This is a genomic window from Aeromonas simiae (assembly GCF_014892695.1).
GTDB lineage: Bacteria > Pseudomonadota > Gammaproteobacteria > Enterobacterales > Aeromonadaceae > Aeromonas > Aeromonas simiae.
This window is the reverse complement of record NZ_CP040449.1, coordinates 828,103-851,674: the sequence shown is the minus strand read 5'-3', so window position 1 is coordinate 851,674 and position 23,572 is coordinate 828,103. Positions and strand designations below refer to the sequence as shown.

The following is a 23,572-nucleotide window of genomic DNA, read 5'->3' as shown; positions in this document are numbered from 1 at the left end:
CTGCAAATAGCGACAATAATTCTCTAGGAGCTTTACTATGGGTCTGTTCGACAAACTGAAGAAACTGGTCTCCGACGACAGCAGCGATACCGGCGGCATTGAAATCTTTGCCCCGCTGTCCGGTGAAATTGTTCCGATCGAAGATGTACCGGATGTCGTGTTTGCCGAGAAGATCGTGGGCGACGGTATTGCTATCAAGCCGGCCGGCAACAAGATGGTTGCACCGTGCGATGGCACCATCGGCAAGATCTTTGAGACCAACCATGCGTTCTCCCTGGAGTCCGATAGCGGCATCGAGCTGTTCGTTCACTTCGGTATCGACACCGTTGAGCTGAAGGGCGAAGGCTTCAAGCGTATCGCTCAGGAAGGCCAACAGGTCAAGAAGGGCGACGTGGTTATCGAGTTCGATCTGGCTCTGCTGGAAGAGAAGGCCAAGTCCACCCTGACTCCGGTCGTCATCTCCAACATGGATGAGATCAAAGAACTGACCAAGCTGACAGGTACCGTCACCGTGGGCGAAACCCCGGTTCTGCGTATCAAGAAGTAAGCCTGACGCGGTCTTACCGCGTTGGTCATAAAAAAACCGAAGCCAGTGGCTTCGGTTTTTTTTTGTCCCCCTCTGCCCCCCTCCAGTAGCCAGTGATAGAATCCGCGCGCTTTTCCCTTGATATCCACCGCGTAGACCCGGAACCGCTATGTTTCCCAAGAAATCAGGTTTTCGTTTAGCGCCCATACTGGGCACGATATGCATCGTTGTATCGCTGCTTGGTTTCCCGCTCCATGCGCAGGAGCTTCCCACCCATGCCCAGGTTCAGCGTCAGCTGGACGAACTTGGCAAGGTGGATAAACTAACGGCTGCCCAGCAAAACGACCAGAAATGGCTCAATGAAACCTTGGCCACGCTGGAAGCGATCGACAAGGCCAAGAGCAAGGCCAAGGCCCACACCCTACAGGTCAAAGCCCTGCCCGGTGAGCTGGAAGAGACCAACAGCAAACTGCTTGCCATTGGCAAGGAGAACACGCTTGACTCCCTCGAGAAGGAGTACGCCGATTACAGCCTACCCCAGTTGGAGCAGTTGCAGACCTCGACCCTGGATGCGTTGCAGGAGAAGCAGGAGAAGCTAGGCGCCATCAACAGCAAGCTGACCAACCTGCAAACCCTGCCAGAACGGGCCCAGGCCAACATGAGCAAGGGCTACCAACGCAGCCAGGAGATCCGCACTCGCCTCGGCAGCGGCGACGGAGTCAGTGCTGCTGAGAAGATGAAGCTGGAGAGCGAACAGGCGCTGATCGAACTCAATCTGGCCCAATTGCAAAAGGATCTCGACAGCCGTAGTGCTATCCAGGAGCTCGCCACCAAGCAACGCGATCTGCTGACAGCACACCTCAACCTGGAGGAGAAGCGCCTCGAGCTGCTGCAACGACTGCTCAGTGCCAAGCGACTCGGCGATACCGAGAAGGCCGCCGAGCAGAGCGGTGAACTGGTAGCCAGACAAAACAATCCGCTGGTACAGCACGAGCAGGAGACCAACTACCAGCTCAGCCAGCAACTCATCGATGCCACCAGCAAGCTCAACCAACTGACCCAGAAGAACATGCAGGCCAAGAGCTGGCTGGAGCGCGGCACCCAGATGGAGCGCAATCTCAACGAGCAGGTGCAGATGCTCAAGGGCAACCTGCTGCTCTCGCGCATCCTCTACCAGCTCTACCAGCAACTTGAGAGTGCCCCCAACCAGATGGTCAAGAATCTGGAAGAGCAGATCGCCGACCTGCATCTGGCCCAGTTCGAGCTGAGCCAGCAGCGCGATGAGCTGTTCCAGAAGAGCCAGTTCATCGATGCTCTCATCGCCCAAAATCCGGATCCGGTCAGCGAAGAGGACAAGAAGGCGCTCGGCGATCTCATCGACACCCGGGTCGATCTGCTCGATCAGCTCAACCGCCAGCTCGATGCCCAGCTCACCACCGCCATCAGCCTGCAACTGACCCAACAGCAGATCCAGCGCGTCTACGACCAGATCGAGTTTACCCTGCAACAACACATCTTCTGGGTCAGCAGCAACAAACCCATCGATCTCGGTTGGTTCCTGAGCTGGCCAGCCCAGGCGTTCAAACAGTCTTCCGACTGGGTGCTGCGCCCTGACTGGAAACACTGGGGGGAGATGCTCCTCCCCATCAGCCTGCTGGCCTTGCCGATGCTGCTGGTGGGTGGCCTGTTGCGCTGGAAGCGTCCGCTGCTGCGTCACAAGCAGGAGAAGATCGCCAAGGATCTGGGGCGTTTTCGCCATGACAGCCAGTGGCACACCCCCAAGGCGCTGCTATGGGCGCTGATAACCCGTCTGCCGGGCAGCCTCTTCATCGGGGCCAGCGGCCTGCTACTGACCTATTGCGGGTTGCTCAGCGCCAAACTGATCTTCCTCATCACGATTAACCTGGCTCTCGGCTACCTGGTGTTCGGCCTCTATCTGGACGTCATGCGTCCGGGGGGCATCGCCGAAACCCATTTTCGCCTGAGCAAGGCCGAACTGCAGGCCAAGTACGGCAGCATGCGCTATCTGTGGTTGCCCCTGCTGCCCCTCATCATGCTGTCGACCAAGGGGGTGGTCGAGCCCTCGACCCTCGGCAACGATGTGATCGGCCAGACCCTCACCCTGCTGCTGCTTGGCCTGACCACCTACTTGGTCTTCCCCATCTCGCGCGCGCGCATGCAGGGGGAAGAGGGAAGCCTGCTGCACTCTGTCACCGCCATCGCGCTGGCACTGGCTCCGGTGGCACTGATCGTGCTGGTGGTGATGGGCTACTACTACACGGCACTCAAACTCACCGGCCGCCTGATCGAGTCTTTCTACCTCATTTTGGTATGGAGCCTGGTCTATCGCACCGCCTTGCGTGGCCTCGAGCTGGCAGCGCGACGCCTCGCCTGGCGCCGCGCCGTCGCCAAGCGTGAGCAAAAAGAGAAAGCCAGCGAGGATGCCGAGGGGGGAGAGACCATCGAAGAGCAGCCGATGGCGCTGGAAGAGGTAAGCCAGCAGTCGCTGCGACTCACCCGCATCGCCCTGCTCGGCGTGTTTGGCATCGCCTTCTACTGGTTATGGTCCGATCTGGTGGCGGTTTTCTCCTACCTCGATGGTATCGTGCTGTGGCACAAGAGTGAGGGCACCGGTGCCAATGCGGTGCTCTACCCCATCAGCCTGCGCGACGTGATGACCGGCTTCTTCGTGCTCGGCGCCGCCTGGTCGTTGGCCCGCAACCTGCCGGGCCTGCTTGAGGTGCTGGTGCTCTCACGCTTGCGCCTGGGTCAGGGTACCGCCTACGCCATCACCACCATGCTCAACTATGTGCTGATGGGGATAGGCACCCTCTGCGCACTGGCACTGCTCGGTGTGCAGTGGGACAAGTTGCAATGGCTGGCCGCCGGTCTCTCGGTCGGTATCGGTTTTGGTATGCAGCAGATCGTGTCGAACTTTGTCTCGGGCATCATCATCCTGTTCGAGCGTCCAGTTCGCATCGGTGACACCGTCACCATCGGCACCTTCTCGGGTACCGTCTCTAAGATCCGTATCCGCGCCACCACCATCACCGACTTCGACCGTAAAGAGGTGATCATCCCCAACCAGCAACTGATGACCGAACGGCTGATTAACTGGTCGCTAAGCGATACGGTGACCCGCGTGATCGTGCGGGTCGGGGTAGCGTATGGATCGGATCTCGAACTGACTCGCCAATTGCTCAAGCAAGCGGCGCTCGAAAATAGCCGTGTACTCAAGGATCCCGACCCTATCGTCTATTTCCTGACCTTCGGTCCCAGCACACTGGATCATGAGCTGCGTTTCTTCGTGAGCGAATTGGGCGATCGTAACCCAGCTATTGATGAGCTGAACCGGCGAATCGATGTGCTATTTAGGGAGCACAATATCGATATTGCCTTCAATCAGATGGATGTCTATATCAAGAATCTGCAAGGGGATGAACAGAAAATCGAATCTCGCTCCTCACTGCCAGCTCCGCTACCTCCTAATAAGGGGTAATCAAATGGAAACGGGCTCTTGATGAGCCCGTTTTTATTATTCAAGGTTATTCAATCAGATTAACCTGTCACTTATTGACCAATAAAAATACCGCCCTCAGGCGGCATTTTCACAAGATCTATTATCAGATCAGGAAATCGTCAATGCTACCACCAGCGGCCACCGCCTCGGCGATCACCTTGGGCATACGGCCTTGGCCGGTCCAGGTTTTCTCCTGGCCATTCTCTTGATACTTGTACTTGGCCGGGCGCGGCGCACGCTTGCTCTTCGAGGTCACTTCACTCTTTTCGGCGGCAGCACTGCCCACCAGCTCGCGCGGATCGATACCCGCCTGTTGCAACAGCTCGCTGAATTCAGCCAGCTTGCGCTTGCGCTCTTCCTGCTCGGCACGCTCCTGTTCGACGCTGTCCATGCGCTCGTTATAAATCAGCTCAAATTTTTCATGAGCTTCCTGCAGTTGCTCAAAAGAGAGTTCACGCAGAGCTGCACGCAGACTGCGCACGTTCAGAAGAACCTTCAGGAATTCGTTCATTGCTTCCTCACCGGGGAGTAAAAAGACAGGGATTAACCATCCAGAGAATAACACGGAAAAAAATAGAGACAATATTGCGAGAAAGAAATATCGCCATCCCAATTATGCAATATTGATCTCTTTTTATTTTTAATTACAACCCATCAGGGTAGTTGCAATTCTACCCAGGGCCCTATCACTTCACACACGCCTTGCACGCCACTGTAATGCCAGCCAAGACGATGATAAAACCCCAGGGCCACACTGTTGTAACAGGCCACCTTGAGCGTTGCCATTGCACTGCGCTGCGCCAACGCAACCTCCAGCAACCGACGGCCAATTCCCATGCCTCGATGCTCTCGACTGACATACAGATGGTGAACAAACCAATCCGGCTGCCAGAGGGCGACCAGCCCACACAGCCGCTCCCCTTGCTCTGCGATCCAGACTTGCTCCCCTTCACTCTGCAAGAGCCAATCCTGTAACTGGAAACAACTGGCATCGGCCCAATGAAATGTCTCGCGACGCCCCCGTAAAAAGAGAGCCGCCAGTGCAGCCTGATCCTGCTCTTCCGCCATTCGAATAAACATATTCAACTCCGTTTATCAGTCATGACCAACCAGAGGGCATGCACCATACCAGGCACACCTCCGAGCAGCGTCAGCACAATGTTGAGTAGAAAGTGCAGGCTGAGCCCGACCTGGATAAACGCGCATACGGGGGGCAGGAATATAGCGAGCAAAATTTTGATAAGCGGTGCCATGGTACAAACTCCGATGAAAGAACGTCTCTACATTAGGCGTCCATCATCCGGGTCGCAATTGTGACCACCCTCACCTCTTGTTATTGATATATTGCTTTGACATTCATTGACGCCTCATAGCACTACCCCTTTTGGGCGTAAAGAGGCATGATGGCTGGTGGATTTACCACCAGTGGACAGAGGGTCAAGATGGACAGCAAACAGCTTGCCGGGGACATACTCCTACCGGCACCGTTGGAGTCAGTCTGGAATGCATGGACGACGGAGTGCGGAATTCGTAGCTTCTTTGCCCCAGATTGCCTGGTCGTACCCGAGCCAAACGGCCCGTTTGAGATCTTCTTTCGCCCCGATGCGGCTCATGGGGAACGGGGGACCGAGGGGTGCAGAGTCATGGCCGTGATGCCTTATCAGTTGCTGAGTTTTAGCTGGAACTTCCCCCCCCATTTCACCCATATCCGCCACCAGAAAACCCAGGTTTGTCTGCGTTTCATGCCCGAAGGAATGAGCACCCGCCTCTATCTGTTCCAGACCGGCTGGGCCGACGATCCCCAGTGGGACGAAGCGTTTGAGTTCTTCCGCGACGAGTGGTTCAACGTGCTGCTGCCACGCTTGCGCTGGCGCCTGCTGCATGGGCCAATCAACTGGCAACAACCTCCAGAGCGTGAGGCTCTGCTGGGCGATGGCTGATCCCGGTGCGTTGGCAGCACAGAGGATTGACGCTATCCTGACCCCCTCCCTGCTAACGAGTGGTCATCCATGAAGCTGATCGCCATTACCTCCTGCCCGACAGGCATAGCCCACACCTACATGGCGGCCGATGCCCTGCAAAAGGCCGCCGCCGCACTGGGACTCAAGCTCAAGGTGGAGACTCAAGGGGCCATGGGGATCGAAAATATCCTCACCGCCCGCGACATTGCGCAGGCCGATCTGGTGCTCATCGCCTCAGACGTCGATATCGAGCAAAAAGAGCGCTTCCTCGGCTGTCCGCAACGGGTCGTACCGCTGGAGGCGGTCCTGCTCGATGCCTGTGCCGTGCTCAAGGCAGCCATCAGTCATGTTGCAGCGTGAGCTGACCTTTTACTGTCAGCAGCCACTGACCATACCCCAAGCCCAGCGACTCAGGCGCCTGGGGGGGATGTTTCAATCCCGTCTGCTGCTGCTCAACCTGGCCCGCCGTCAACAGGCGAATCCCGAACAGCCGCTCGCCGTGCTGGCGTTAGGGGTATGCCCAGGCGATCTGTGCCAGCTAGTTATTGAGGGCTGTGATGCCGAGTTAGCCCATATGGTGCTGACCTCCTGGGTCAACGAGCAGGGCGTGCTACTGGGCCCCAGCACCGACCATGATGAGGCCGGCCGGCGACTGGCCCTCCACCTGCCCGATTACCACTTTCCCCCAGCCAGCCAGACTCTCTGCAACGCCGCAGACAAACAGAGCTGCCTACGCCATCTGGTGGGTCAGCTCCCCGACTCGCGGCTGCGGGATCCGGCCCAACTGATGCGCCACCTGCTGGCCCGTGAGCAGGTGTGTGCCACCGTGATGCGCCCCGGTCTGGCCATGCCCCACGTCATGAGCAGCAGCGTCTTGGCTCCCTGCATTAGCATGGTCTATAGCCCCACCCCGCTGGAGTGGCAGTCGTCGCTCGGCCCGGTGCAACGGGTCATCCTGCTGGCCCTACCCGAGCACCCTCACGAGGAGCACCTGTCTCCCCTCTCCCATCTGGTGCGCGCCCTGCTTGATGACGTGCTCTGCCCCGCCTTGCTGCGCGCCACAACCCCCGCCGCCCGCCGCGCCATTCTGGTCGAGGCGCTCATCCCGGCGGGCACAAACCACGATATTGGGACGGGGTCAGCCCTGTCTTCTGCTTGAATACCCGGCAGAAGTAGTTCACGTCACGATAACCGCAGCGACTGGCCACCTCTTCGAGGCGAAAACGGTACTTCTTGAGCATGAACTTGGCCCGATCCAGCCGCACCCAACTGATGTAGTCGGCCAGGCGCATGTGCCCCTGCTGGCGAAACAGGCGCGAGAGGTGGCTCGGCGAGAGATTGAAACGCTGGGCGATGCTCTCGCGACTGATCGGGCGGTGGAAGTTCTCCTGGATGTAGATGCAGATGCCGTGGAACAGATCCGCCCCGCGTGGCCTGCCCTGCGCCGACTCGGCCAGCAGTTGCCGTGAGTAAGAGAGCAGTGCCCGCAGCAAGTGGTTATCCGTGGGGGCCGTCACCGTCTCCTGAGCCAGGGTGTTGAGCGAGAGCAGGATATGCTCCAGCGCTCGCCCTGCCCCCGCCGGAATGCTGTGCTTTTGCACATCAAAGAACCCCTCTTCCCCCTTATGCTTGGCCACCAGACTAAACCCCAACTGACGCTTGCCAAACAGCAGGCTCAGCACCGAGCACTCATGCTCCCAATCGGGTTTATTCCAGGCGTTGGGGGGAATATAGAGGGCTTCACCGGGCAGGATCGCCACCTCTTTCGTTCCCTCCGGTGACCAGAGCTGGTTGACATAACGGCCACTGAACACCAGTTCGAGACGGGGAAAGTTAACCTGATAGCTGAACCCAGGCGGTACCCCCTGATCGGTGGCGAAGCGAACCCGGCCAAACCCAGCCTCATCGCCAAGCAGACCATCCAGCAACTGGGTAAAGATAATATTCATGCTTGATCCCGATTAAGGGGGGAAGCAGGCGGCACGGCTTGCCGCCCCATCACCCCGCGTCATAGTCCGGCGCCAGCCCCCTATAGCCACACGAGGGGGCCCTCACGAGCCTGAACGCCTTCTACCGCATAACCAACCCGGTTCAGCATTACGAGTGGGGCAGCCGCATAGCCCTCTCCACCCTGTTTGGCCTGCCCAACCCCGAAGGGGTGCCCCAGGCCGAGCTGTGGATGGGCGCACACCCCAACGGCGGCGCCTTGGTCGAGCTGGACGGTGTGCCCACACGTTTGGCCGACCTCATCGCCGCCCATCGGACGGCGCTGCGACAAGGTGGCAAAGGGGACTACTCCCCCTTGGCGACCCCTTCACGCCGGGGATCGGCGGCGCCAAACCACCCTTCGGCGTTACGCTGAATGCCCTGCAATCCGGACGTCTGCTCCCCGAGAGTCACCTCATGCCCCTTGGTCTTGAGCCCCTCGATCACCGAAGGCGGTGTGTACTTCTCTTCAAGCTCGGTCGGCCCATTGCGACTGCCGAAGTTGGGTAGATCGATGGCCTGTTGCAGGTTCAGCCCCCAATCCAGGGTACCGAGCAGGGTCTTGCCCACGTAGTTGATAATGGCCGACCCACCGGGCGAGCCGAGGCTCATCGCCAACTCGCCGCTTGGTTTACTAAACACCAGCAAGGGAGACATGGAGGATCGAGGCCGCTTGCCGGGCTCAATGCGGTTGGCCACCGGCAGGCCCGCCTCATCCACCGGGGTAAAGGAGAAATCGGTCAGCTCGTTGTTGAGCAGGTAGCCATTGACCATGAGGCGCGAGCCAAAGCCGTTCTCTATGGTGCTGGTCATGGAGACCGCCATGCCGTCGCGATCGACGATGGCCACATGGGTGGTGGAGGGAAACTCTGGGGTCGCATCCTGCCCACGCACCGGAGCCTGCGGGGGCGTACCGGGCACCGCCTTGCCCATGCTGCGCGCACCGATGAGGCGCGCCCGCTCGGCCAGATACCCCTTGTCGAGCATCCCGGCCTGTGGCACTGACACAAAGTCGCTGTCGGCCACGTAGCGATCCCGGTCGGCAAAAGCCAATCGCGCCGCCTCGCTGTAGTAGTGGATGGCGTCGGCTGAGGCAGCCAACCGGCCATCTTCGCCCCGAACTGGGGGCAGGGCCGCCATGTCAACGTGCTCCAGCATGCCGAAGATCTGGCCGAGGGCCAGAGTACCTGAGCTGGGGGGCGGGAAGCCGCAGATCCGGTGCTGGCGATAGTCAAAACAGAGGCCGTCACGCAGTTTGGCGCGGTAGTGGGTCAGATCGCTCAGGCTCAGCAGGCCCGGATTGTCCGGATGCTGGCGCACCTTGGCCACCATGGCCTCGGCAAGGGCTCCCCGATAGAAGGCATCGGGCCCCTGCTCAGCCAGAGTGCGCAGCACCTTGGCCAACGCAGGGTTGGTCAGGCGTGTGCCGGCCGGCTTGGGTGAGCCATCGGGCAAAAAGAAATAGGCGCGCGCCTCGGGGTCTTTGGCCAGATAGGGCTCTACCGCCAGCAAGGAGGCCAGTCGCGGGCTGATGAAAAAACCCTGCTCGGCCAACGTGATGGCGGGAGTGAAGAGATCTTTCCAGGGCAGCTTGCCATAACGCTCATGGGCCAGTGCCAGGGCCCGCACCGTGCCTGGGGTTCCCACCGAGCGGCCCCCCACCACACCGGCGAAGAAGGGCATCGGCTTGCCCCCTTGCATGAAGAGCTGATCGTTTGCTGCGGCCGGCGCCGTTTCACGACCATCCACAGCGCTGACCTGATGACCATCCCACACCAGCATCAGGGAGCCCCCGCCAATCCCGGACGATTGCGGCTCGACCAGCGTCAGCACCAGTTGCACCGCAATGGCAGCATCCACCGCCGAGCCCCCGGCGCGGATCACCTGATAGCCGGCATCGACCGCCAGCGGATTGGCCGCCGCCACCATAAATTCGCGGCCCTGCCAACCCGGTTTGGCGTGCCAGCCACTGGCCGCCTCGGGGTCAACCGGCACCTGAGCCGTGGGCTCATAGTGAAAGCGGGCTTCGTGGTGGCCGTTGCCTTGACAGCCAGCCAGCAAGGCCAGCGCCAGTAACAGCAGTGATCTGTGTGTCATATGGATGCGCCCCATCTCGAACAAAAAACCATCAAACGGTGTCACACTCTAGCCCCATGTTCAACTTTTCATATCCGATCAATGAGTTAGATATCTATCCATCACAGCAGAACGGATGTCGCTGTGCCCCCAGCCCCTCTACTGGTTGCGAAGAGAGAGCCGCAACATCCACAGGGAGAGCGCCCTTGCCCCCCTTATCAATGCTACAAATTTACAGGCTTTACTCCCCCAGCTCATTTCTTTGACCGCCGGTACAGATCGCGTTCTCATCAGTAAAACGCACATATTCATATGAATAATAACAATTTTATTCGCCATTCGTAGATGATGACAGCGGAGTGACGATTTGAGAGGGCGATCACATAGCGGACTAGATGCAACATAAATCCAGTTAATGCAACGCCAGTGCAATTTCCTATCGCCATGGGGCGGCAGATAATCGCTCCAAGACCCCATCGATAACTGAACTTCCACGAGGAAGGGGAGAGCGACATGATCACGTCTTTGATCAACGAGCAGCTGATCTGCCTGAACCTGGCGGCCAGCAGCAAGGAAGAGGTATTTAGCGAGATGGCCCGCCTGCTGGCCCGCCAGGGACGCATCGGCGACGAGCGACAGTTTGTGGCCGATTTGTGGGAGCGCGAGTCCCTCGGCAACACCGGCTTCGAGGAGGGGGTGGCCCTGCCCCACGCCAAGAGTGCCGCCGTGCTGCAACCGGCGGTGGCCATCGGCATCAGCCGAGCCGGCATCGACTACGGCGCCGAAGATGGTCAGCCTTCGCATCTTTTCTTCATGATCGCCTCCCCCGCTGGCGGGGCCGACCATCACATCGAGGTGCTGGCCGAGCTCTCCACCAAGCTGATCGAGGAGGGCTTCATCGCCCGCCTGCTGCGGGCGACCACCCCGGCCGATGCCTTGGCCATGCTGCTTGAGGGCAAACAGGATCGCGCCATCGACAAAGTGGCCGATCAAGGCTTTCTCATCGGCGTCACCGGCTGCCCGACCGGCGTCGCCCACACCTACCTAGCCGCCGAGGCGCTGGAGCAGGCCGCCGCCGAACTGGGTTATCAGATCAAGGTCGAAACCAACGGTTCAATCGGGGTGAGAAACAGCCCGAGTGCGGAGGAGATAGCCAGGGCCAGCGCCATCGTGGTGGCCTGCGACCGCCAGGTCGATCTCTCCCGCTTCGCCGGCAAGCCCCTTATCGAGACCAGTGTCAAGGCGCCGATCAAGGATGGCAAGGGGGTGATCCAGCAGGCACTCAAGGCCCCCGCCTACGTGGCCAGCCAGGGAGATAAACCAACCGAGAAGCCGAGGGCGGGGCGCTCCGATCTCTACCGCTTCCTGATGAACGGCGTCTCCCACATGATCCCCTTCGTGGTAACCGGGGGCCTGCTCATCGCCCTGTCGCTGGCCATTGGCGGCCACCCGACCCCGAACGGGATGCAGATCCCCGAGGGGAGCATGTGGAACCAGATCCTCAACGTCGGCGTGGTCGCCTTCAAGCTGATGATCCCGATCCTGGCAGGCTATATCGCTTACGCCATCGCCGATCGCCCGGCTCTGGCACCGGGCTTCATCGGCGGCTGGATCGCCAACGACGGCAGCTTCTACGGCGCCGATGCCGGCACCGGCTTCATCGGCGCCATCATAGCGGGCCTGCTGGTCGGCTACCTGGTGCGCTGGATAGCCACCCGCCGCTACCACAAGATGGTGCAGCCACTGGTGCCGATCCTGATCGCCCCCATCACCGCCTCCCTGTTCATCGCCGCCGTCTTCATCTTCATCATCGGCGCCCCGATCGCCGATATGATGGCTGGCCTCAATGCCCTGCTGCTCTCCATGAGCGGCGGCAGCCTGGTGCTACTTGGTATCGTGCTCGGCGGCATGGCGGGCTTTGACATGGGCGGCCCGGTCAACAAGGTGGCCTTCCTGTTCTCGGTCGGGATGATCGCCTCGGGCCAGACCCAGTTCATGGGGGCCATGGCCTGTGCCATCCCGGTGGCGCCGCTCGGCATGGGGCTGGCCACCGTGCTTGGCCGCAAGCTCAATCTTTTCGACAAGAGCGAGATTGAGGCAGGCAAGGCGGCCGCCGCCATGGGGCTGGTGGGGATCTCCGAGGGGGCCATTCCGTTTGCCGCCCGCGATCCGCTGGCGGTCATTCCCGCCAACGTGCTCGGCAGCATGGTCGCCGCCGTCATGGCCTTCCTGCTCGGCATCACCAACAGCGTGGCCCACGGCGGCCCGATCGTGGCCCTGCTCGGCGCCATGAACAAGCCGCTGTTGGCGCTGCTGTGCATGCTGACCGGCGCCGTCATCACAGGGATTGCCGCCGTCGCACTCAAAAAAGGGCGCATGAGCCGCAGTGCCGCCCTGGCGTAAACGCAGCCAGCAATAAGTCAGGCCACCGCGAGGTGGCCTGACTTATTGGTGCCGGGTGCTAGATGCCGAGCCGATCGCGCAGGCTGTACCAGACCGCCCCCATGGCGGTGAGCGGGACTCGCAGCAGACGCCCGCCCGGGAAGGGATAGTGAGGCAGGTTGGCGAAGGCATCGAAACGCTCGGCCTGACCGGCGAGGGCCTCGGCCAGTAGCCGGCCAGCCAGATGGGTACAGGTAACCCCGTGGCCGCTGTAGCCCTGCATGTAGTAGATGTTGCTGCCGATGCGGCCAAACTGGGGCAGCCGCGACAGGGTCAGCAGGAAGTTGCCGGTCCAACTGTACTCCACCCTGACCCCGGCCAACTGCGGGAAGGTCTTGAGCAGCTTAGGCATGATGAGCCGCGCAATGTCGGCCGGATCGCGCGCGCCATAGACCACCCCACCGCCATAGATGAGGCGGTGATCGGCGCTGGTGCGGTAGTAATCGAGCAGGTAGTTGCAGTCCTCAACGCAGTAGTTTTGCGGCAACAACTCGCGGGCCCGCGCCTCACCGAGCACCTCTGTGGTCAACACCTGGGTGCCGCAGGGCATCGATTTGGCCGCCAGCTCGGGCACCAGATTGCCAAGATAGGCATTACCAGCCACCACCACAAAACGCGCCCTGACCGAGCCCCGCTCACTCTTCACCGTCACGACCTCCCCCGGCACCAGTTCAGTCACTGGGGATTGCTCGAAGATAAGGCCGCCGAGGGAGCGGATCGCCTCGGCCTCGCCGAGAGCTAGGTTGAGCGGATGGAGGTGGCCGCCGCTCAGGTCAAGCAGCCCGCCCACGTAGCGATCGCTTTGCACCACCCGGCGGATCCCCTCCCGATCGAGCAGCTCCAGCCGGTCATTGCCCCAGCGCTGCCAGCGTGCCTGCTGGGCTTTGAGCTCGTGCAGCTGCCGCTCGGTGTCGGCGGCGAACACCCCGCCGACCCGGTGATCGCACTGGATGCGGTAACGCTCGATCCGCTCGCGGATGATCTCGCCCCCCTCAAACAGCATGCTGCCGAGCAGCTTGGCCTGGGCGGGGGGGCAGTTGCGCTCTATGGTGTCGATGTCGCGGCTGAAGGAGTTGACGATCTGGCCGCCATTGCGGCCGCTGGCGCCAAAGCCGATGCGGCTGGCCTCGAGCAACACCACCTTGTAGCCCCGTTCGGCCAGATGCAGCGCACTGGAGAGACCGGTGTAGCCGCCCCCCACTACGCAGACATCGCATGTCAGGCCCTCCTCGAGACGGGGCCATGGCGCGTGAGGGTTGGCGCTGGCGGCGTAGTAACTGTTGACGTGTCCTGTCATTTCCCTGCTCCTTGCAGCCATCCTGGCCGTTCGCGATAGCCAACAGGGGTTGGTTAAAATAATAAACACCCGTCGTTTTAAAAAACCGCTAACGAGGCCATATTTCCCGCTGACATGGCCTTTTTCTAGCATGCGGCCCCATTAACTTTCAAATATATTTAACACTTGCAAAACAGAGGGGGCCATCATAAGGTCAGAATATGCTCAATATTCTTGACAGCCCGCAAAGGTGACCTATGCATCACACGACCAAGGATGGCGTGCGAAGTCCGTTCATGGAGGAGGCCATCCGCTTCTTCGAGCACCACCCGGATTTGCAGTACATGGACATGCTGCTACCGGATCTCAACGGCATCCTGCGCGGCAAGCGCATTCCCATTGGTTCCCTGGAAAAACTCGAGAAGGGGTGCTACTTCCCCGTTTCGGTGTTTGCCCTGGATATCAACGGCAATACGGTTGAAGAGTCGGGGCTTGGCCAGGATCTCGGTGAGCCGGATCACCGCTGCGTGCCCATCCCAGGCACCCTGATGCCGGCGGCCAGCGATCCGGAGCGGGTCGGGCAGTTGCTGCTGACCATGCAGGGGGACGACGAGGCCCCCATACCCATCGAGCCACGCAATATTCTCCAGCGCCAGTGGGAGGCGCTCAAGGCGCGCGGCATCCACCCCGTGGTGGCGGTCGAGCTGGAGTTCTACCTCATCGACCGGGAGCGGGACGAAAGTGGTCGCATCCAGCCCCCCTGCTCGCCGGTGACCCAGCGCCGCGACGTCGGCGCTCAGGTCTACTCGGTGGACAACCTCAACGACTTTGACGACTTCCTGCAAGAGGTGCACGCCCTGGCCGAGCAGCAGGGGCTGCCACTCGATGGGGCCGTGGCCGAGGCCGCGCCCGGCCAGTTCGAGATCAACCTGCGCCACAGCGCCGACGTGCTGGCCGCCTGTGACGAGGCGCTGGCCCTCAAGCGCCTCATTCACGGGGTGGCCGAGCGTCACGAGATGGAGGCCACCTTCATGGCCAAGCCCTACCCGGATCAGGCGGGCAGCGGCATGCACATTCACATCAGCATCGTCGACGAGCAGGGTAACAACCTCTTCTCCGACGCCGAGGGGGACGACTCGCCGCTGCTGCTGCACGCGGTGGCGGGCATGATAGACCTGCTGCCCGCCTCGATCGCCCTGCTCGCCCCCAACGTCAACTCCTACCGCCGCTTCCAGCCCGGCATGTATGTGCCGCTGCACGCCTCATGGGGCCACAACAACCGCACCGTGGCCCTGCGCATCCCGTGCGGCGATCGCCAGGATCGCCGCATCGAGCACAGGGTGGCCGGCGCCGATGCCAATCCCTATCTGGTGGTCGCGGCCATCCTGGCCGCCCTGCAACACGGCCTCGAGCACCGATTGCAGCCACCGCCCCCCGTGGTGGGCAACGGCCTCATCGTCGAGGGGGACAGCTTCCCGTTTCGCATGAGCGATGCCCTGACCGAGTTCGAGCAGTGCGACGTGCTCAAACACTATTTGGGCGAGGAGTTTTGCCATATCTATCACGTCTGTAAGAATGACGAGCTGCTGCAATTCGAGCGGCACGTCACCGAGCTTGAGCTCAACTGGATTCTGAAAACCACCTGAGGTTCCCATGTCCCACTCCCTCATCAAGTCCCAGGCCTTCATCGACGGTCGCTGGTGCCCGGCCGAAAGCGGCCGCACCTTCGACGTGCTCAACCCGGCCAATGGCGCCATCATCACCCGGGTTCCCGACATGGATGGCGCCGACACCCGCCGCGCCATCGACGCGGCCGCTGCCGCCCAGCCGGCCTGGGCCGCCCTCACCGCCAAGGAGCGCAGCCGTTGCCTCTACGCCTGGTTTGACGCCATCACTGAGCACGCCGACGAGCTGGCGCGCATCATGACCTGCGAGCAGGGCAAGCCACTGGCCGAGGCCAAGGGGGAAGTCACCTACGGCGCCAGCTTCATCCAATGGTTCGCCGAAGAGGGCAAGCGCGCCTATGGCCGCACCATCCCCGGCTTCTCCGGCGATCGCCGCCTGGCCACCATCAAGCAGCCGGTCGGGGTGGTCGCCGCCATCACGCCGTGGAACTTCCCGATTGCCATGATCACCCGCAAGGCCGGCCCGGCCCTGGCCGCCGGCTGTACCATCGTCATCAAACCAGCCGCCGAGACCCCGCTGTGTGCCCTGGCGCTGGCGGCCCTGGCCGAGCAGGCCGGCGTGCCGGCTGGCGTCATCAACATCGTGACCTCCCATCAGGCAAGCGCGGTGGGCAACGAGCTGTGCAGCAACAAGACGGTGCGCAAGCTCTCCTTCACCGGCTCGACCGGCATCGGCAAGCTATTGATGCGCCAGTGCGCCGACACCATGAAGCGGCTGTCGCTGGAGCTCGGCGGCAATGCCCCCTTCATCGTCTTCGATGATGCGGATCTCGATGCCGCCGTGGCCGGGGCCATCGCCTCTAAGTTTCGCAACGCCGGCCAGACCTGCGTCTGTGCCAACCGCATCCTGGTGCAAGACGGCATCCACGACCAGTTTGTCGCCCGCTATGGCGCCACCATCGCCGCCCTCAAGGTCGGCGATGGCATGCAGGAGGGCACCCAGATAGGCCCGCTCATCAATCCGGCGGCCATCGATAAGGTGGAGGGGCTGGTTGCCGCCGCCCGCGCCGCCGGTGCCACCTTGGTGTGCGGTGGCGAGCGCCACGGTGCCGGGGCACTTTTCTATTCCCCGACCCTGCTCACCGGGGTGCAGCCGGACAACCCTATCTTGGCCGAGGAGATCTTCGGCCCGGTCGCGCCCGTGGTGCGCTTCGCCAGCGAAGAGGAGGCGATTGCCCTGGCCAACGACACCCCCTACGGGCTGGCCTGCTACTTCTATGGCCGCGACATCGCCCGGGTGTGGCGGGTGGCCGAGCGGCTTGAATACGGCATGGTGGGGATCAACGAGGGGCTCATCTCGACCGAGCTGGCCCCCTTTGGCGGCATCAAGGAGTCGGGGCTGGGCCGCGAGGGGGCGGCCGAGGGGCTCGAGGAGTACCTCGAGACCAAGTACCTCTGTTTCGGCGGCATCCGCTAGCCGTGACACGCCGGGCCTTGGGCCCGGCTCATCCACACATCAGGGCGCACGGCGCCCGTCTCAGGGAGGAGACATGAGCCATCCATCCAGCAACCGGGAGTGGCAGGCGCGCCGCGAGGCCGCCGTGGTCCAGGGGGTCGGCACCCTGCTGCCGGCGTTCATCACTCGGGCCGAGAACGCCGAGCTGTGGGACGTCGAGGGCAAGCGCTACATCGATTTTGCCTCCGGCATTGCCGTGCTCAACACCGGCCACAACCACCCCAAGGTGGTGGCCGCGGTGCGCGCCCAGCTCGAGCATTTTAGCCACACCTGCTTTCAGGTGACCCCTTATAGCAGTTATGTCGAGCTGGCCGAGCGGCTCAATGCCCTGGTGCCCGGCCCCACACCCAAGCGTACCTTGCTGCTTTCGACCGGCGCCGAGGCGGTGGAGAACGCGGTCAAGATTGCCCGCGCCTACACGGGCCGCCCCGGCGTCATCGCCTTCAAGGGGGGCTTTCACGGCCGCACCCTGATGGGCATGGCGCTGACTGGCAAGGTCGCCCCCTACAAGGCGGGGTTTGGCCCCTTCCCGCCCGAGATCTACCACCTCCCCTTTCCCTGCGATTACCTCGGCATCAGTGAGGAGCACGCTCTCACCGCCCTCGAAGCCCTGTTTGCCGCCGACATCGAGCCTACCCGAGTCGCTGCCATCATCATCGAGCCGGTGCTGGGGGAAGGAGGCTTCTATGTCGCCGCCCCCGGCTTTTTGCAGGCCCTGCGCCGCCTCTGCGACCAGCACGGGATCTTGCTCATCTGCGACGAGATCCAGAGCGGTTTCTGCCGCACAGGCAAGACCTTCGCCTGCGAGTACGCCGGCATCGAGCCAGACATCATGACCCTGGCCAAAAGTCTGGCCGGCGGTTTCCCGCTCTCGGCCGTGGTCGGCAAGGAGGCAGTGATGAACGCCGCCAAACCGGGCGGCCTCGGCGGCACCTACGCCGGCTCGCCGATTGCCTGCGCTGCCGCCTTGGCGGTGCTGGATCTGATCGAGGAGGAGCAGCTCAACCAAAAAGCGCTGGCTCAGGGCGAGCAGCTCAAGGCGGGGCTGCACCGCCTGGCCGAGCGCTTCGGCTGCATCGGCCAGATCCGTGGCCCCGGCGCCATGGTGGCGATGGAGCTGGTGAAAGATGGCGATGCGACCCGGCCCGATCCGGATCTCACCAAGCGGCTGGTGGCCGAGGCGGGCCAGCGCGGCCTGGTGCTGCTCTCGTGCGGAGTGCGCGGCAACGTGATCCGCTTTCTGGCCCCCCTGACCACCCCGGCGCCGCTCATCGCGGAAGGACTTTATCTCCTCGAACAATCCCTGGAGGCCGTACTGGCCTGACCAGGGGGAAAGTGACCGCTTACAAGCGAAAATTAATGCTGTTTTCTCATTGATTTGCGCTTGTCAAGGGGGGGGAGTGGAGGCACAATGCGCCGCCTTTGAAGGACCGATGCCGCCCCGTGCGCTCGGTCCTTCTTCCATGGTAGATCCACCCATAACCAGAGGCCGGCATCCCGTCCGGAAGTGATAGCGAGATGGCACACCATCTCTTGCCGCAGTGAGGAACACCATGAAGCATCCGCATGCTTTCCTGCCGGCCCATGCCGGTGTGCGCCAATATGGCGCCTCTGAGACACAGCGCCGTCAGGCCCTGCTGTCGTTGAATCACTGCGTCCGGATGGCGCAGACAGGGGAGGATGCATGATGCAAACCCAGGCTGTTGGTCTGAAAAAGACCCTGAAACTGTGGCATGTGGTGATCATGGGGCTGGCCTATCTCACCCCGATGGCCGTGTTCGACACCTTTGGTATCGTCACCGAGATCACCGAAGGCCACGTGCCGACCGCCTATCTGTTCGCCCTGCTCGGCATGCTGTTCACCGCCCTGAGCTATGGCCACCTGGTGCGCAAGTTCCCCTCGGCGGGCTCTGCCTATACCTACGCCCAGAAGGTGTTTCATCCCTATGTCGGCTTCATGGTGGGCTGGGTCTCCCTGCTCGACTACATGTTCATGCCGATGATCAACATGCTGCTGGCCAAGATCTACATGGAAGCCCTGCTGCCCGGTGTCGCTCCCTGGACTTACATCCTGGCGCTGGCCAGCGTGATGACCTTCCTCAACCTGCGCGGCATCAAGCTGGTGGCCAACTTCAATAGCCTGATCGTGCTGATCCAGTTCAGCATCATCGCCGTCTTCATCGGCCTCATCGCCTGGGGCGTGCACAACGGCGAAGGGCTCGGTACCATGGCGAGCAGCCGGCCTTTCTTCTCCGAGCAGATGCACGTGTTGCCGCTGCTGACCGGCGCCTCAATCCTGTGCCTCTCGTTTCTCGGCTTCGATGCCATCAGCACCCTGTGTGAAGAGACGCCGGACGCCTCCCGGGTGATCCCGCGCGCCATCGTGCTCACCGCGCTGATCGGCGGCGTGCTGTTCATCACCGTCTCTTATTTCCTGCAACTGTTCTTCCCGGACATCTCCCGCTTCCAGCACCCGGATGCGGTGCTGCCGGAGATCGCCCTCTATGTGGGGGGCAAGCTGTTTCAGGCCATCGTGCTGGTGTCGACCACGGTGGCGGTGCTCGCCTCCGGGCTCGCCTCCCATGCCGGTGTGTCGCGCCTGCTCTATGTGATGGGCCGTGATCGCGCCTTGCCAAAGCGCTTCTTCTCTTACGTGCATCCAACCTGGCAGACCCCGGCCCTCAACGTACTGCTGGTGGGAGTGCTCTCCCTCTCGGCCATCTCGTTCGATCTGGAGATGGCGCTGGCGCTGATCAACTTCGGCGCCCTGGTGGCCTTCACCTTCGTCAATCTGGCGGTGATCGCCCACTTCTACGTCAAGCTCGGCCACAACAAGACGCTGCGGGATCATCTGGTGTTCCTGGCCCTGCCCCTGTGTGGCGCCGCCTGCATCGGGGTGCTGTGGCTCAACCTCGAGCCCGCCTCCTTCGAGCTGGGGGTGATCTGGGCCGGCCTTGGTGCCCTCTATCTGCTGCTGCGTCTGACGGTGTTCCGGGTCAACCTGCTGCCTCAGGAGGCGAAGGCCCAATAAGCCCCTGAACGCCATGAAAAAGAGCCCTTCACGGGCTCTTTTTTTATTGCTAACAAAGCACTCATCAAAGGGGAAGATAACAACAACGATAGTGACTGCTCACACCCAAAATAAAAAGCGTCAGCGTGCGCCTTTTTGCTTGTCTCCCCCCCTCTCTTTGGGCAGAATACGCGCCGAATTAAAGGACCGGTGCCAGAGGCATCGGTTCTTTCTTTTACTGGCAGTACCACATTCATCAAAAGAGGCCGGAACTACTCCGGAAATGATACCGAGATTGCATACAATCTCCCGACGCTAAGAGGAAGAAAATGGGGCGTTTCACTGCTTTCCTGCCGGCGATGACCGGTATGCGCCTCCCCGGCGCCCTTGATGTCCAGGCTCACGCTTCGATAGCGTCCCTGGGTTCGTTGCTGCCACGTGCCCAACAGGCACTGCCAGAGGAGAAAGCATGATGGCCGGTGCCAAGCTGCTCAAGACCCTGACCCTGTTTCAGGTGGTTGTCATGGGGCTTGCCTACCTCACCCCCATGGCGGTGTTCGACACCTTCGCCATCGTCGGCGAGATCACCGACGGCCGCGTCGCAACCGCCTACCTGCTCGCGCTGGCCGGTATCCTGCTGACCGCCTTCAGTTATGGCCATCTGGTGCGCCGCTTCCCCTCGGCAGGCTCGGCCTACACCTATGCCCAGAAGGTGTTCCACCCCTACATCGGCTTCATGGTCGGCTGGTCCTCCCTGCTCGACTACATGTTCATGCCGATGATCAACATCCTGCTGGCCAAGATCTACCTGACCGCCATGTTCCCCGGCGTCGAGCCCTGGATCTTCATCCTCGGCCTAGTGACCGTGATGACCTTCCTCAACCTGCGCGGCATCAAGCTGGTGGCCAACCTCAACGGGGCGATCGTGCTGCTCCAGCTCGCCATCATCGTCACCTTCCTCGGCCTCATCGCCTGGGGCGTGAGCCACGGTGAGGGAGCCGCCACCCTGCTGAGCAGCCGTCCGTTCCATGTGGAGTCGGCCAGCATGCTGCCGCTGTTCACCGGCGCCACCATCCTCTGCTTCTCCTTCCTCGGCTTCGACGGCCTGAGCTCCCTGTCGGAGGAGACCCCGAACGCCGGCAAGGTGATTCCCAAGGCCATCGTACTGACCGCGCTGATCGGCGGCGTCATCTTCGTCACCGTCTCCTACGGCCTGCAACTGTTCTTCCCGGATCTGGCCCGCTTCAAGGAGCCAGATGCCGTGCTGCCGGAGATCGCCCTCTACGTGGGAGGTACCCTGTTCCAGAGTATCGTGCTGGTGTGCACCACGGCGGCGGTGCTGGCCTCCGGCATGGCAGCCCACGCCGGCGTGTCGCGCATCCTCTATGTGATGGGACGCGATCGGATGATCCCGGAGCGGGTGTTTGGCTACATCCACCCCACCTGGCGCACCCCGGCCATCAACGTGCTATTGGTGGGCGCCCTGGCCCTCTCCGCCGTCTCGTTCGATCTCGACATGGCGCTGGCGCTGGTCAACTTCGGTGCCCTGGTGGCCTTCACCTTCGTCAACCTGTCGGTGATCGGCCAGTTCTGGGTGCGCGAGAAGCGTAACAAGTCCCTGAAAGATCACCTGCTCTATCTGCTGTTGCCACTGCTCGGCGCCGCCACCATAGGCGCGCTGTGGATCAACCTGGAGCAGAGCTCCCTCGAGCTGGGGCTGATCTGGGCCGGGCTCGGCGTCACTTACCTGTTCCTGCGCCTGGCGGTGTTTCGCATCCCGTTCCGCCAATACGAAGAGCTGGAAGGCTAACAAGAAGGGGGAGCATGGCTCCCCCTTCTACCTCAATGTGAAACAACAAAAAGGGAGCCGATGGCTCCCTTTTTAAATGCACTCGCACACGTCTTACTTGTTGATCACCGCAGTGGCAGCCGCTTTGACCGGATCATTGGCAATCTTCTTGGCCGTGTCGCGGGTCTCCTGCACCTGACGGGTGGTGCGCTCAACTTGATCCTTGCGCTCTTGCACCGCATCGCGCTCGTCACGCAGCACGTTGTGCTTGGTGTCGGCGACCTTGTCCTTGGCCTTCTGGGTCTTTTGATCGACCAGCTTGTTCGCATCACAATTGCCCTTCACACCCAGCGTGGCGTTCATTGCCTCATTCTTGACAGCCTTGTCGAGGGTGCACTCGCGATGGAGCAGGCCGGCATTGGCACCGGTTGCAATCAGGCCCAATGTCAGGCCGAGTATCAACGCACGCATAGTCTTTGACTCCTGTGTTTGCTTACGGTGGAGAAGCATAGGCCGTTTGCTTCGAATGGCAACCCCCTCTGCTGACACCGCTCCCGGATGGTGGGAAAGGGCGGTCATCACAAAGTCAGACTCTGTCACTGAAGCATCATAAAAGTGTCAAATTGTCATTTCACTGTCATAAACCGTTGTTGTAATGCCCCCCATCTCATCCAACCCGTGATGTCGCATCAAGAGGTTCCATGCACGATACCGCAGCACGCCCCCGCGGGCAGATACTCAATTGGTTTGGCGTAGTAACGCTGGTCTATCTCATCCTGGTGGCCGTGGCCGCGGTCTCCCATGGTTTTAAGGGCTTTTCGGGGGGCGCTGAGGGCGCCGCCGAGATCTTCGCCTTCGCCAGCAACCCCTTCGTCGCCCTGCTGCTCGGCATTCTGGCCACGGCTCTGGTGCAATCGTCCAGCACGGTGACCTCGGTCATCGTCGGCTTGGTGGCTGGCGGCCTGCCCATGAGCATGGCCATCCCCATGGTGCTTGGCGCCAACCTCGGCACCACCATCACCAACACCATTGTCTCGCTCGGCCATGTTCGGGATCGCGAAGCGTTTCGCCGCGCCTTCGCCGCCGCGACGGTGCACGACTTTTTCAACCTGATGGCGGTCGCCATCTTCCTGCCGCTTGAACTCGCCTTCGGCCTGCTCTCGCGTAGCGCCGATACCCTGGCCGATCTGCTGGTGGGCAGCGGCGATCTCTCGATGAAAGGGCTGGACTTCATGAAGCCGCTGACCCAGCCGGCGCTCACCCTCATCGACAGCATTACTGCTTTCATGCCCGGCAAGGCGGCCGCCCTCGCCACCATCGCCATCGGGATCCTGCTCATCCTTGGCAGTGTCACCTGGCTTGGCAAGGTGCTGCGTGCCGTGCTGGTTGGCCAGGCCCGCGAGATCCTGCACAAGGCGCTGGGGCGCGGCCCGCTGACCGGGATCGCCTCCGGCACCCTAGTCACCGTCATGGTGCAGTCCTCATCGACCACCACCAGCCTGATGATCCCGCTGGCCGGCGGCGGCGTGTTCAGCACCCGCCAGCTCTACCCTTTCACGCTGGGGGCCAACATCGGCACCACCATTACTGCCCTGCTGGCCGCCACCGCCATCAGTGGTGACGGAGCCCAACTGGCATTGACCATCGCCTTAGTGCACGTGCTGTTTAACCTGTTTGCCGTGGTGCTTATCTATGGTCTCCCTTTCCTGCGCGAGCTACCGGTGCGCGCGGCCGAACACCTTGCCGAGATCGGCAGCCGCAATAAGCTGATAGCCATGAGTTACGTCGTCGGTCTCTTCTTCGCCCTGCCGGGCATGATGATGGTGCTGGTTCGCTGACCCCAAG

The 23,572-nt window shown here is 61.6% G+C and carries 21 protein-coding genes; 14 read left to right on the top strand and 7 right to left on the bottom strand.

The genetic code is table 11. The features are described 5' to 3' along the window. The first annotated feature begins 37 nt into the window (after positions 1-37). Complete coding sequence (gene crr / locus FE240_RS04055; RefSeq protein ID WP_042046669.1) at positions 38-547, top strand: PTS glucose transporter subunit IIA; 510 nt, start codon at positions 38-40, stop codon at positions 545-547. Positions 548-695: 148 nt separating this feature from the next. After that, a complete protein-coding gene (gene mscK, locus FE240_RS04050; protein WP_193003476.1) occupies positions 696-4,025 on the top strand; it encodes a mechanosensitive channel MscK in 3,330 nt (1,109 codons plus the stop codon). A gap of 124 nt (positions 4,026-4,149) precedes the next feature. Here mscK and FE240_RS04045 read toward each other — a convergent pair whose 3' ends face one another. The 3 genes from FE240_RS04045 to FE240_RS04035 all read right to left on the bottom strand — a co-directional run bounded on the left by FE240_RS04045 (position 4,150) and on the right by FE240_RS04035 (position 5,299). Further along, complete coding sequence (locus tag FE240_RS04045; RefSeq protein ID WP_193003475.1) at positions 4,150-4,557, bottom strand: H-NS family histone-like protein; 408 nt, start codon at positions 4,555-4,557, stop codon at positions 4,150-4,152. A 143-nt stretch (positions 4,558-4,700) separates the two neighbouring features. Beyond that, positions 4,701-5,126: a GNAT family N-acetyltransferase gene (locus tag FE240_RS04040; RefSeq protein ID WP_193003474.1), complete on the bottom strand. Its 426-nt coding sequence runs from the start codon at positions 5,124-5,126 to the stop codon at positions 4,701-4,703. A gap of 2 nt (positions 5,127-5,128) precedes the next feature. Further along, on the bottom strand, positions 5,129-5,299 hold the full coding sequence (locus FE240_RS04035) for a YqaE/Pmp3 family membrane protein (RefSeq protein ID WP_193003473.1): 171 nt from the start codon (positions 5,297-5,299) through the stop codon (positions 5,129-5,131). Positions 5,300-5,446: 147 nt separating this feature from the next. Between FE240_RS04035 and FE240_RS04030 the strand changes: the two genes are divergently transcribed. The 3 genes from FE240_RS04030 to FE240_RS04020 all read left to right on the top strand — a co-directional run bounded on the left by FE240_RS04030 (position 5,447) and on the right by FE240_RS04020 (position 7,166). Further along, entirely contained in the window at positions 5,447-5,986 is a 540-nt protein-coding gene (locus FE240_RS04030) for an SRPBCC family protein (RefSeq protein WP_319016748.1), read from the top strand. Positions 5,987-6,055: 69 nt separating this feature from the next. Continuing rightward, a complete protein-coding gene (locus tag FE240_RS04025; protein ID WP_193003471.1) occupies positions 6,056-6,367 on the top strand; it encodes a PTS fructose transporter subunit IIB in 312 nt (103 codons plus the stop codon). A gap of 67 nt (positions 6,368-6,434) precedes the next feature. Beyond that, positions 6,435-7,166: a PTS sugar transporter subunit IIA gene (locus tag FE240_RS04020; RefSeq protein ID WP_193003470.1), complete on the top strand. Its 732-nt coding sequence runs from the start codon at positions 6,435-6,437 to the stop codon at positions 7,164-7,166. Here FE240_RS04020 and FE240_RS04015 read toward each other — a convergent pair. Beyond that, entirely contained in the window at positions 7,108-7,956 is an 849-nt protein-coding gene (locus FE240_RS04015) for a helix-turn-helix transcriptional regulator (RefSeq protein ID WP_193003469.1), read from the bottom strand. The genes FE240_RS04020 and FE240_RS04015 overlap by 59 nt on opposite strands. Positions 7,957-8,066: 110 nt before the next feature. On the opposite strand from FE240_RS04015, the gene FE240_RS04010 reads away from it, so the two are divergent. After that, on the top strand, positions 8,067-8,369 hold the full coding sequence (locus FE240_RS04010; RefSeq protein ID WP_193004439.1) for a type I phosphomannose isomerase catalytic subunit: 303 nt from the start codon (positions 8,067-8,069) through the stop codon (positions 8,367-8,369). Here the strand turns inward: FE240_RS04010 and ggt are convergent. Beyond that, entirely contained in the window at positions 8,300-10,090 is a 1,791-nt protein-coding gene (gene ggt, locus FE240_RS04005) for a gamma-glutamyltransferase (RefSeq protein WP_193003468.1), read from the bottom strand. The two genes, FE240_RS04010 and ggt, sit on opposite strands and share 70 nt — an antisense overlap. A gap of 492 nt (positions 10,091-10,582) precedes the next feature. On the opposite strand from ggt, the gene FE240_RS04000 reads away from it, so the two are divergent. Then, positions 10,583-12,472 carry a PTS fructose transporter subunit IIABC gene (locus FE240_RS04000; protein ID WP_193003467.1) on the top strand — a complete coding sequence of 630 codons (1,890 nt, stop codon included), beginning with the start codon at positions 10,583-10,585 and terminating at the stop codon, positions 12,470-12,472. Between the two features lie 58 nt (positions 12,473-12,530). Here FE240_RS04000 and FE240_RS03995 read toward each other — a convergent pair whose 3' ends face one another. Further along, positions 12,531-13,808: an NAD(P)/FAD-dependent oxidoreductase gene (locus FE240_RS03995; protein WP_193003466.1), complete on the bottom strand. Its 1,278-nt coding sequence runs from the start codon at positions 13,806-13,808 to the stop codon at positions 12,531-12,533. 236 nt (positions 13,809-14,044) lie between these two features. Here FE240_RS03995 and FE240_RS03990 point away from each other — a divergent pair, with 236 nt between their 5' ends. The 6 genes from FE240_RS03990 to FE240_RS03970 all read left to right on the top strand — a co-directional run bounded on the left by FE240_RS03990 (position 14,045) and on the right by FE240_RS03970 (position 21,748). Continuing rightward, positions 14,045-15,433: a glutamine synthetase family protein gene (locus FE240_RS03990; protein ID WP_193003465.1), complete on the top strand. Its 1,389-nt coding sequence runs from the start codon at positions 14,045-14,047 to the stop codon at positions 15,431-15,433. Between the two features lie 7 nt (positions 15,434-15,440). Beyond that, positions 15,441-16,889 (top strand): NAD-dependent succinate-semialdehyde dehydrogenase, encoded by a 1,449-nt coding sequence (locus FE240_RS03985; protein ID WP_193003464.1) that lies wholly within the window; start codon positions 15,441-15,443, stop codon positions 16,887-16,889. Positions 16,890-16,962: 73 nt separating this feature from the next. Next, positions 16,963-18,252 carry a 4-aminobutyrate--2-oxoglutarate transaminase gene (gabT, locus tag FE240_RS03980; protein WP_193003463.1) on the top strand — a complete coding sequence of 430 codons (1,290 nt, stop codon included), beginning with the start codon at positions 16,963-16,965 and terminating at the stop codon, positions 18,250-18,252. Positions 18,253-18,481: 229 nt separating this feature from the next. Then, a complete protein-coding gene (locus FE240_RS18995; protein WP_264293165.1) occupies positions 18,482-18,616 on the top strand; it encodes a hypothetical protein in 135 nt (44 codons plus the stop codon). After that, the gene (locus tag FE240_RS03975; protein WP_193004438.1) at positions 18,616-19,959 is read left to right on the top strand and encodes an APC family permease; all 1,344 of its coding nucleotides are present in this window, start codon (positions 18,616-18,618) and stop codon (positions 19,957-19,959) included. The genes FE240_RS18995 and FE240_RS03975 overlap by 1 nt, the downstream gene beginning before the upstream one ends. Before the next feature lie 451 nt (positions 19,960-20,410). After that, positions 20,411-21,748: an APC family permease gene (locus tag FE240_RS03970; RefSeq protein ID WP_193004437.1), complete on the top strand. Its 1,338-nt coding sequence runs from the start codon at positions 20,411-20,413 to the stop codon at positions 21,746-21,748. A 93-nt stretch (positions 21,749-21,841) separates the two neighbouring features. Here the strand turns inward: FE240_RS03970 and FE240_RS03965 are convergent, their stop codons facing one another. Beyond that, positions 21,842-22,198, bottom strand: a complete 357-nt coding sequence (locus FE240_RS03965) for a hypothetical protein (protein WP_193003462.1) — start codon at positions 22,196-22,198, stop codon at positions 21,842-21,844. Between the two features lie 230 nt (positions 22,199-22,428). Here FE240_RS03965 and FE240_RS03960 point away from each other — a divergent pair, with 230 nt between their 5' ends. After that, the gene (locus FE240_RS03960; protein ID WP_193003461.1) at positions 22,429-23,565 is read left to right on the top strand and encodes a Na/Pi symporter; all 1,137 of its coding nucleotides are present in this window, start codon (positions 22,429-22,431) and stop codon (positions 23,563-23,565) included. Positions 23,566-23,572: the final 7 nt, after the last annotated feature.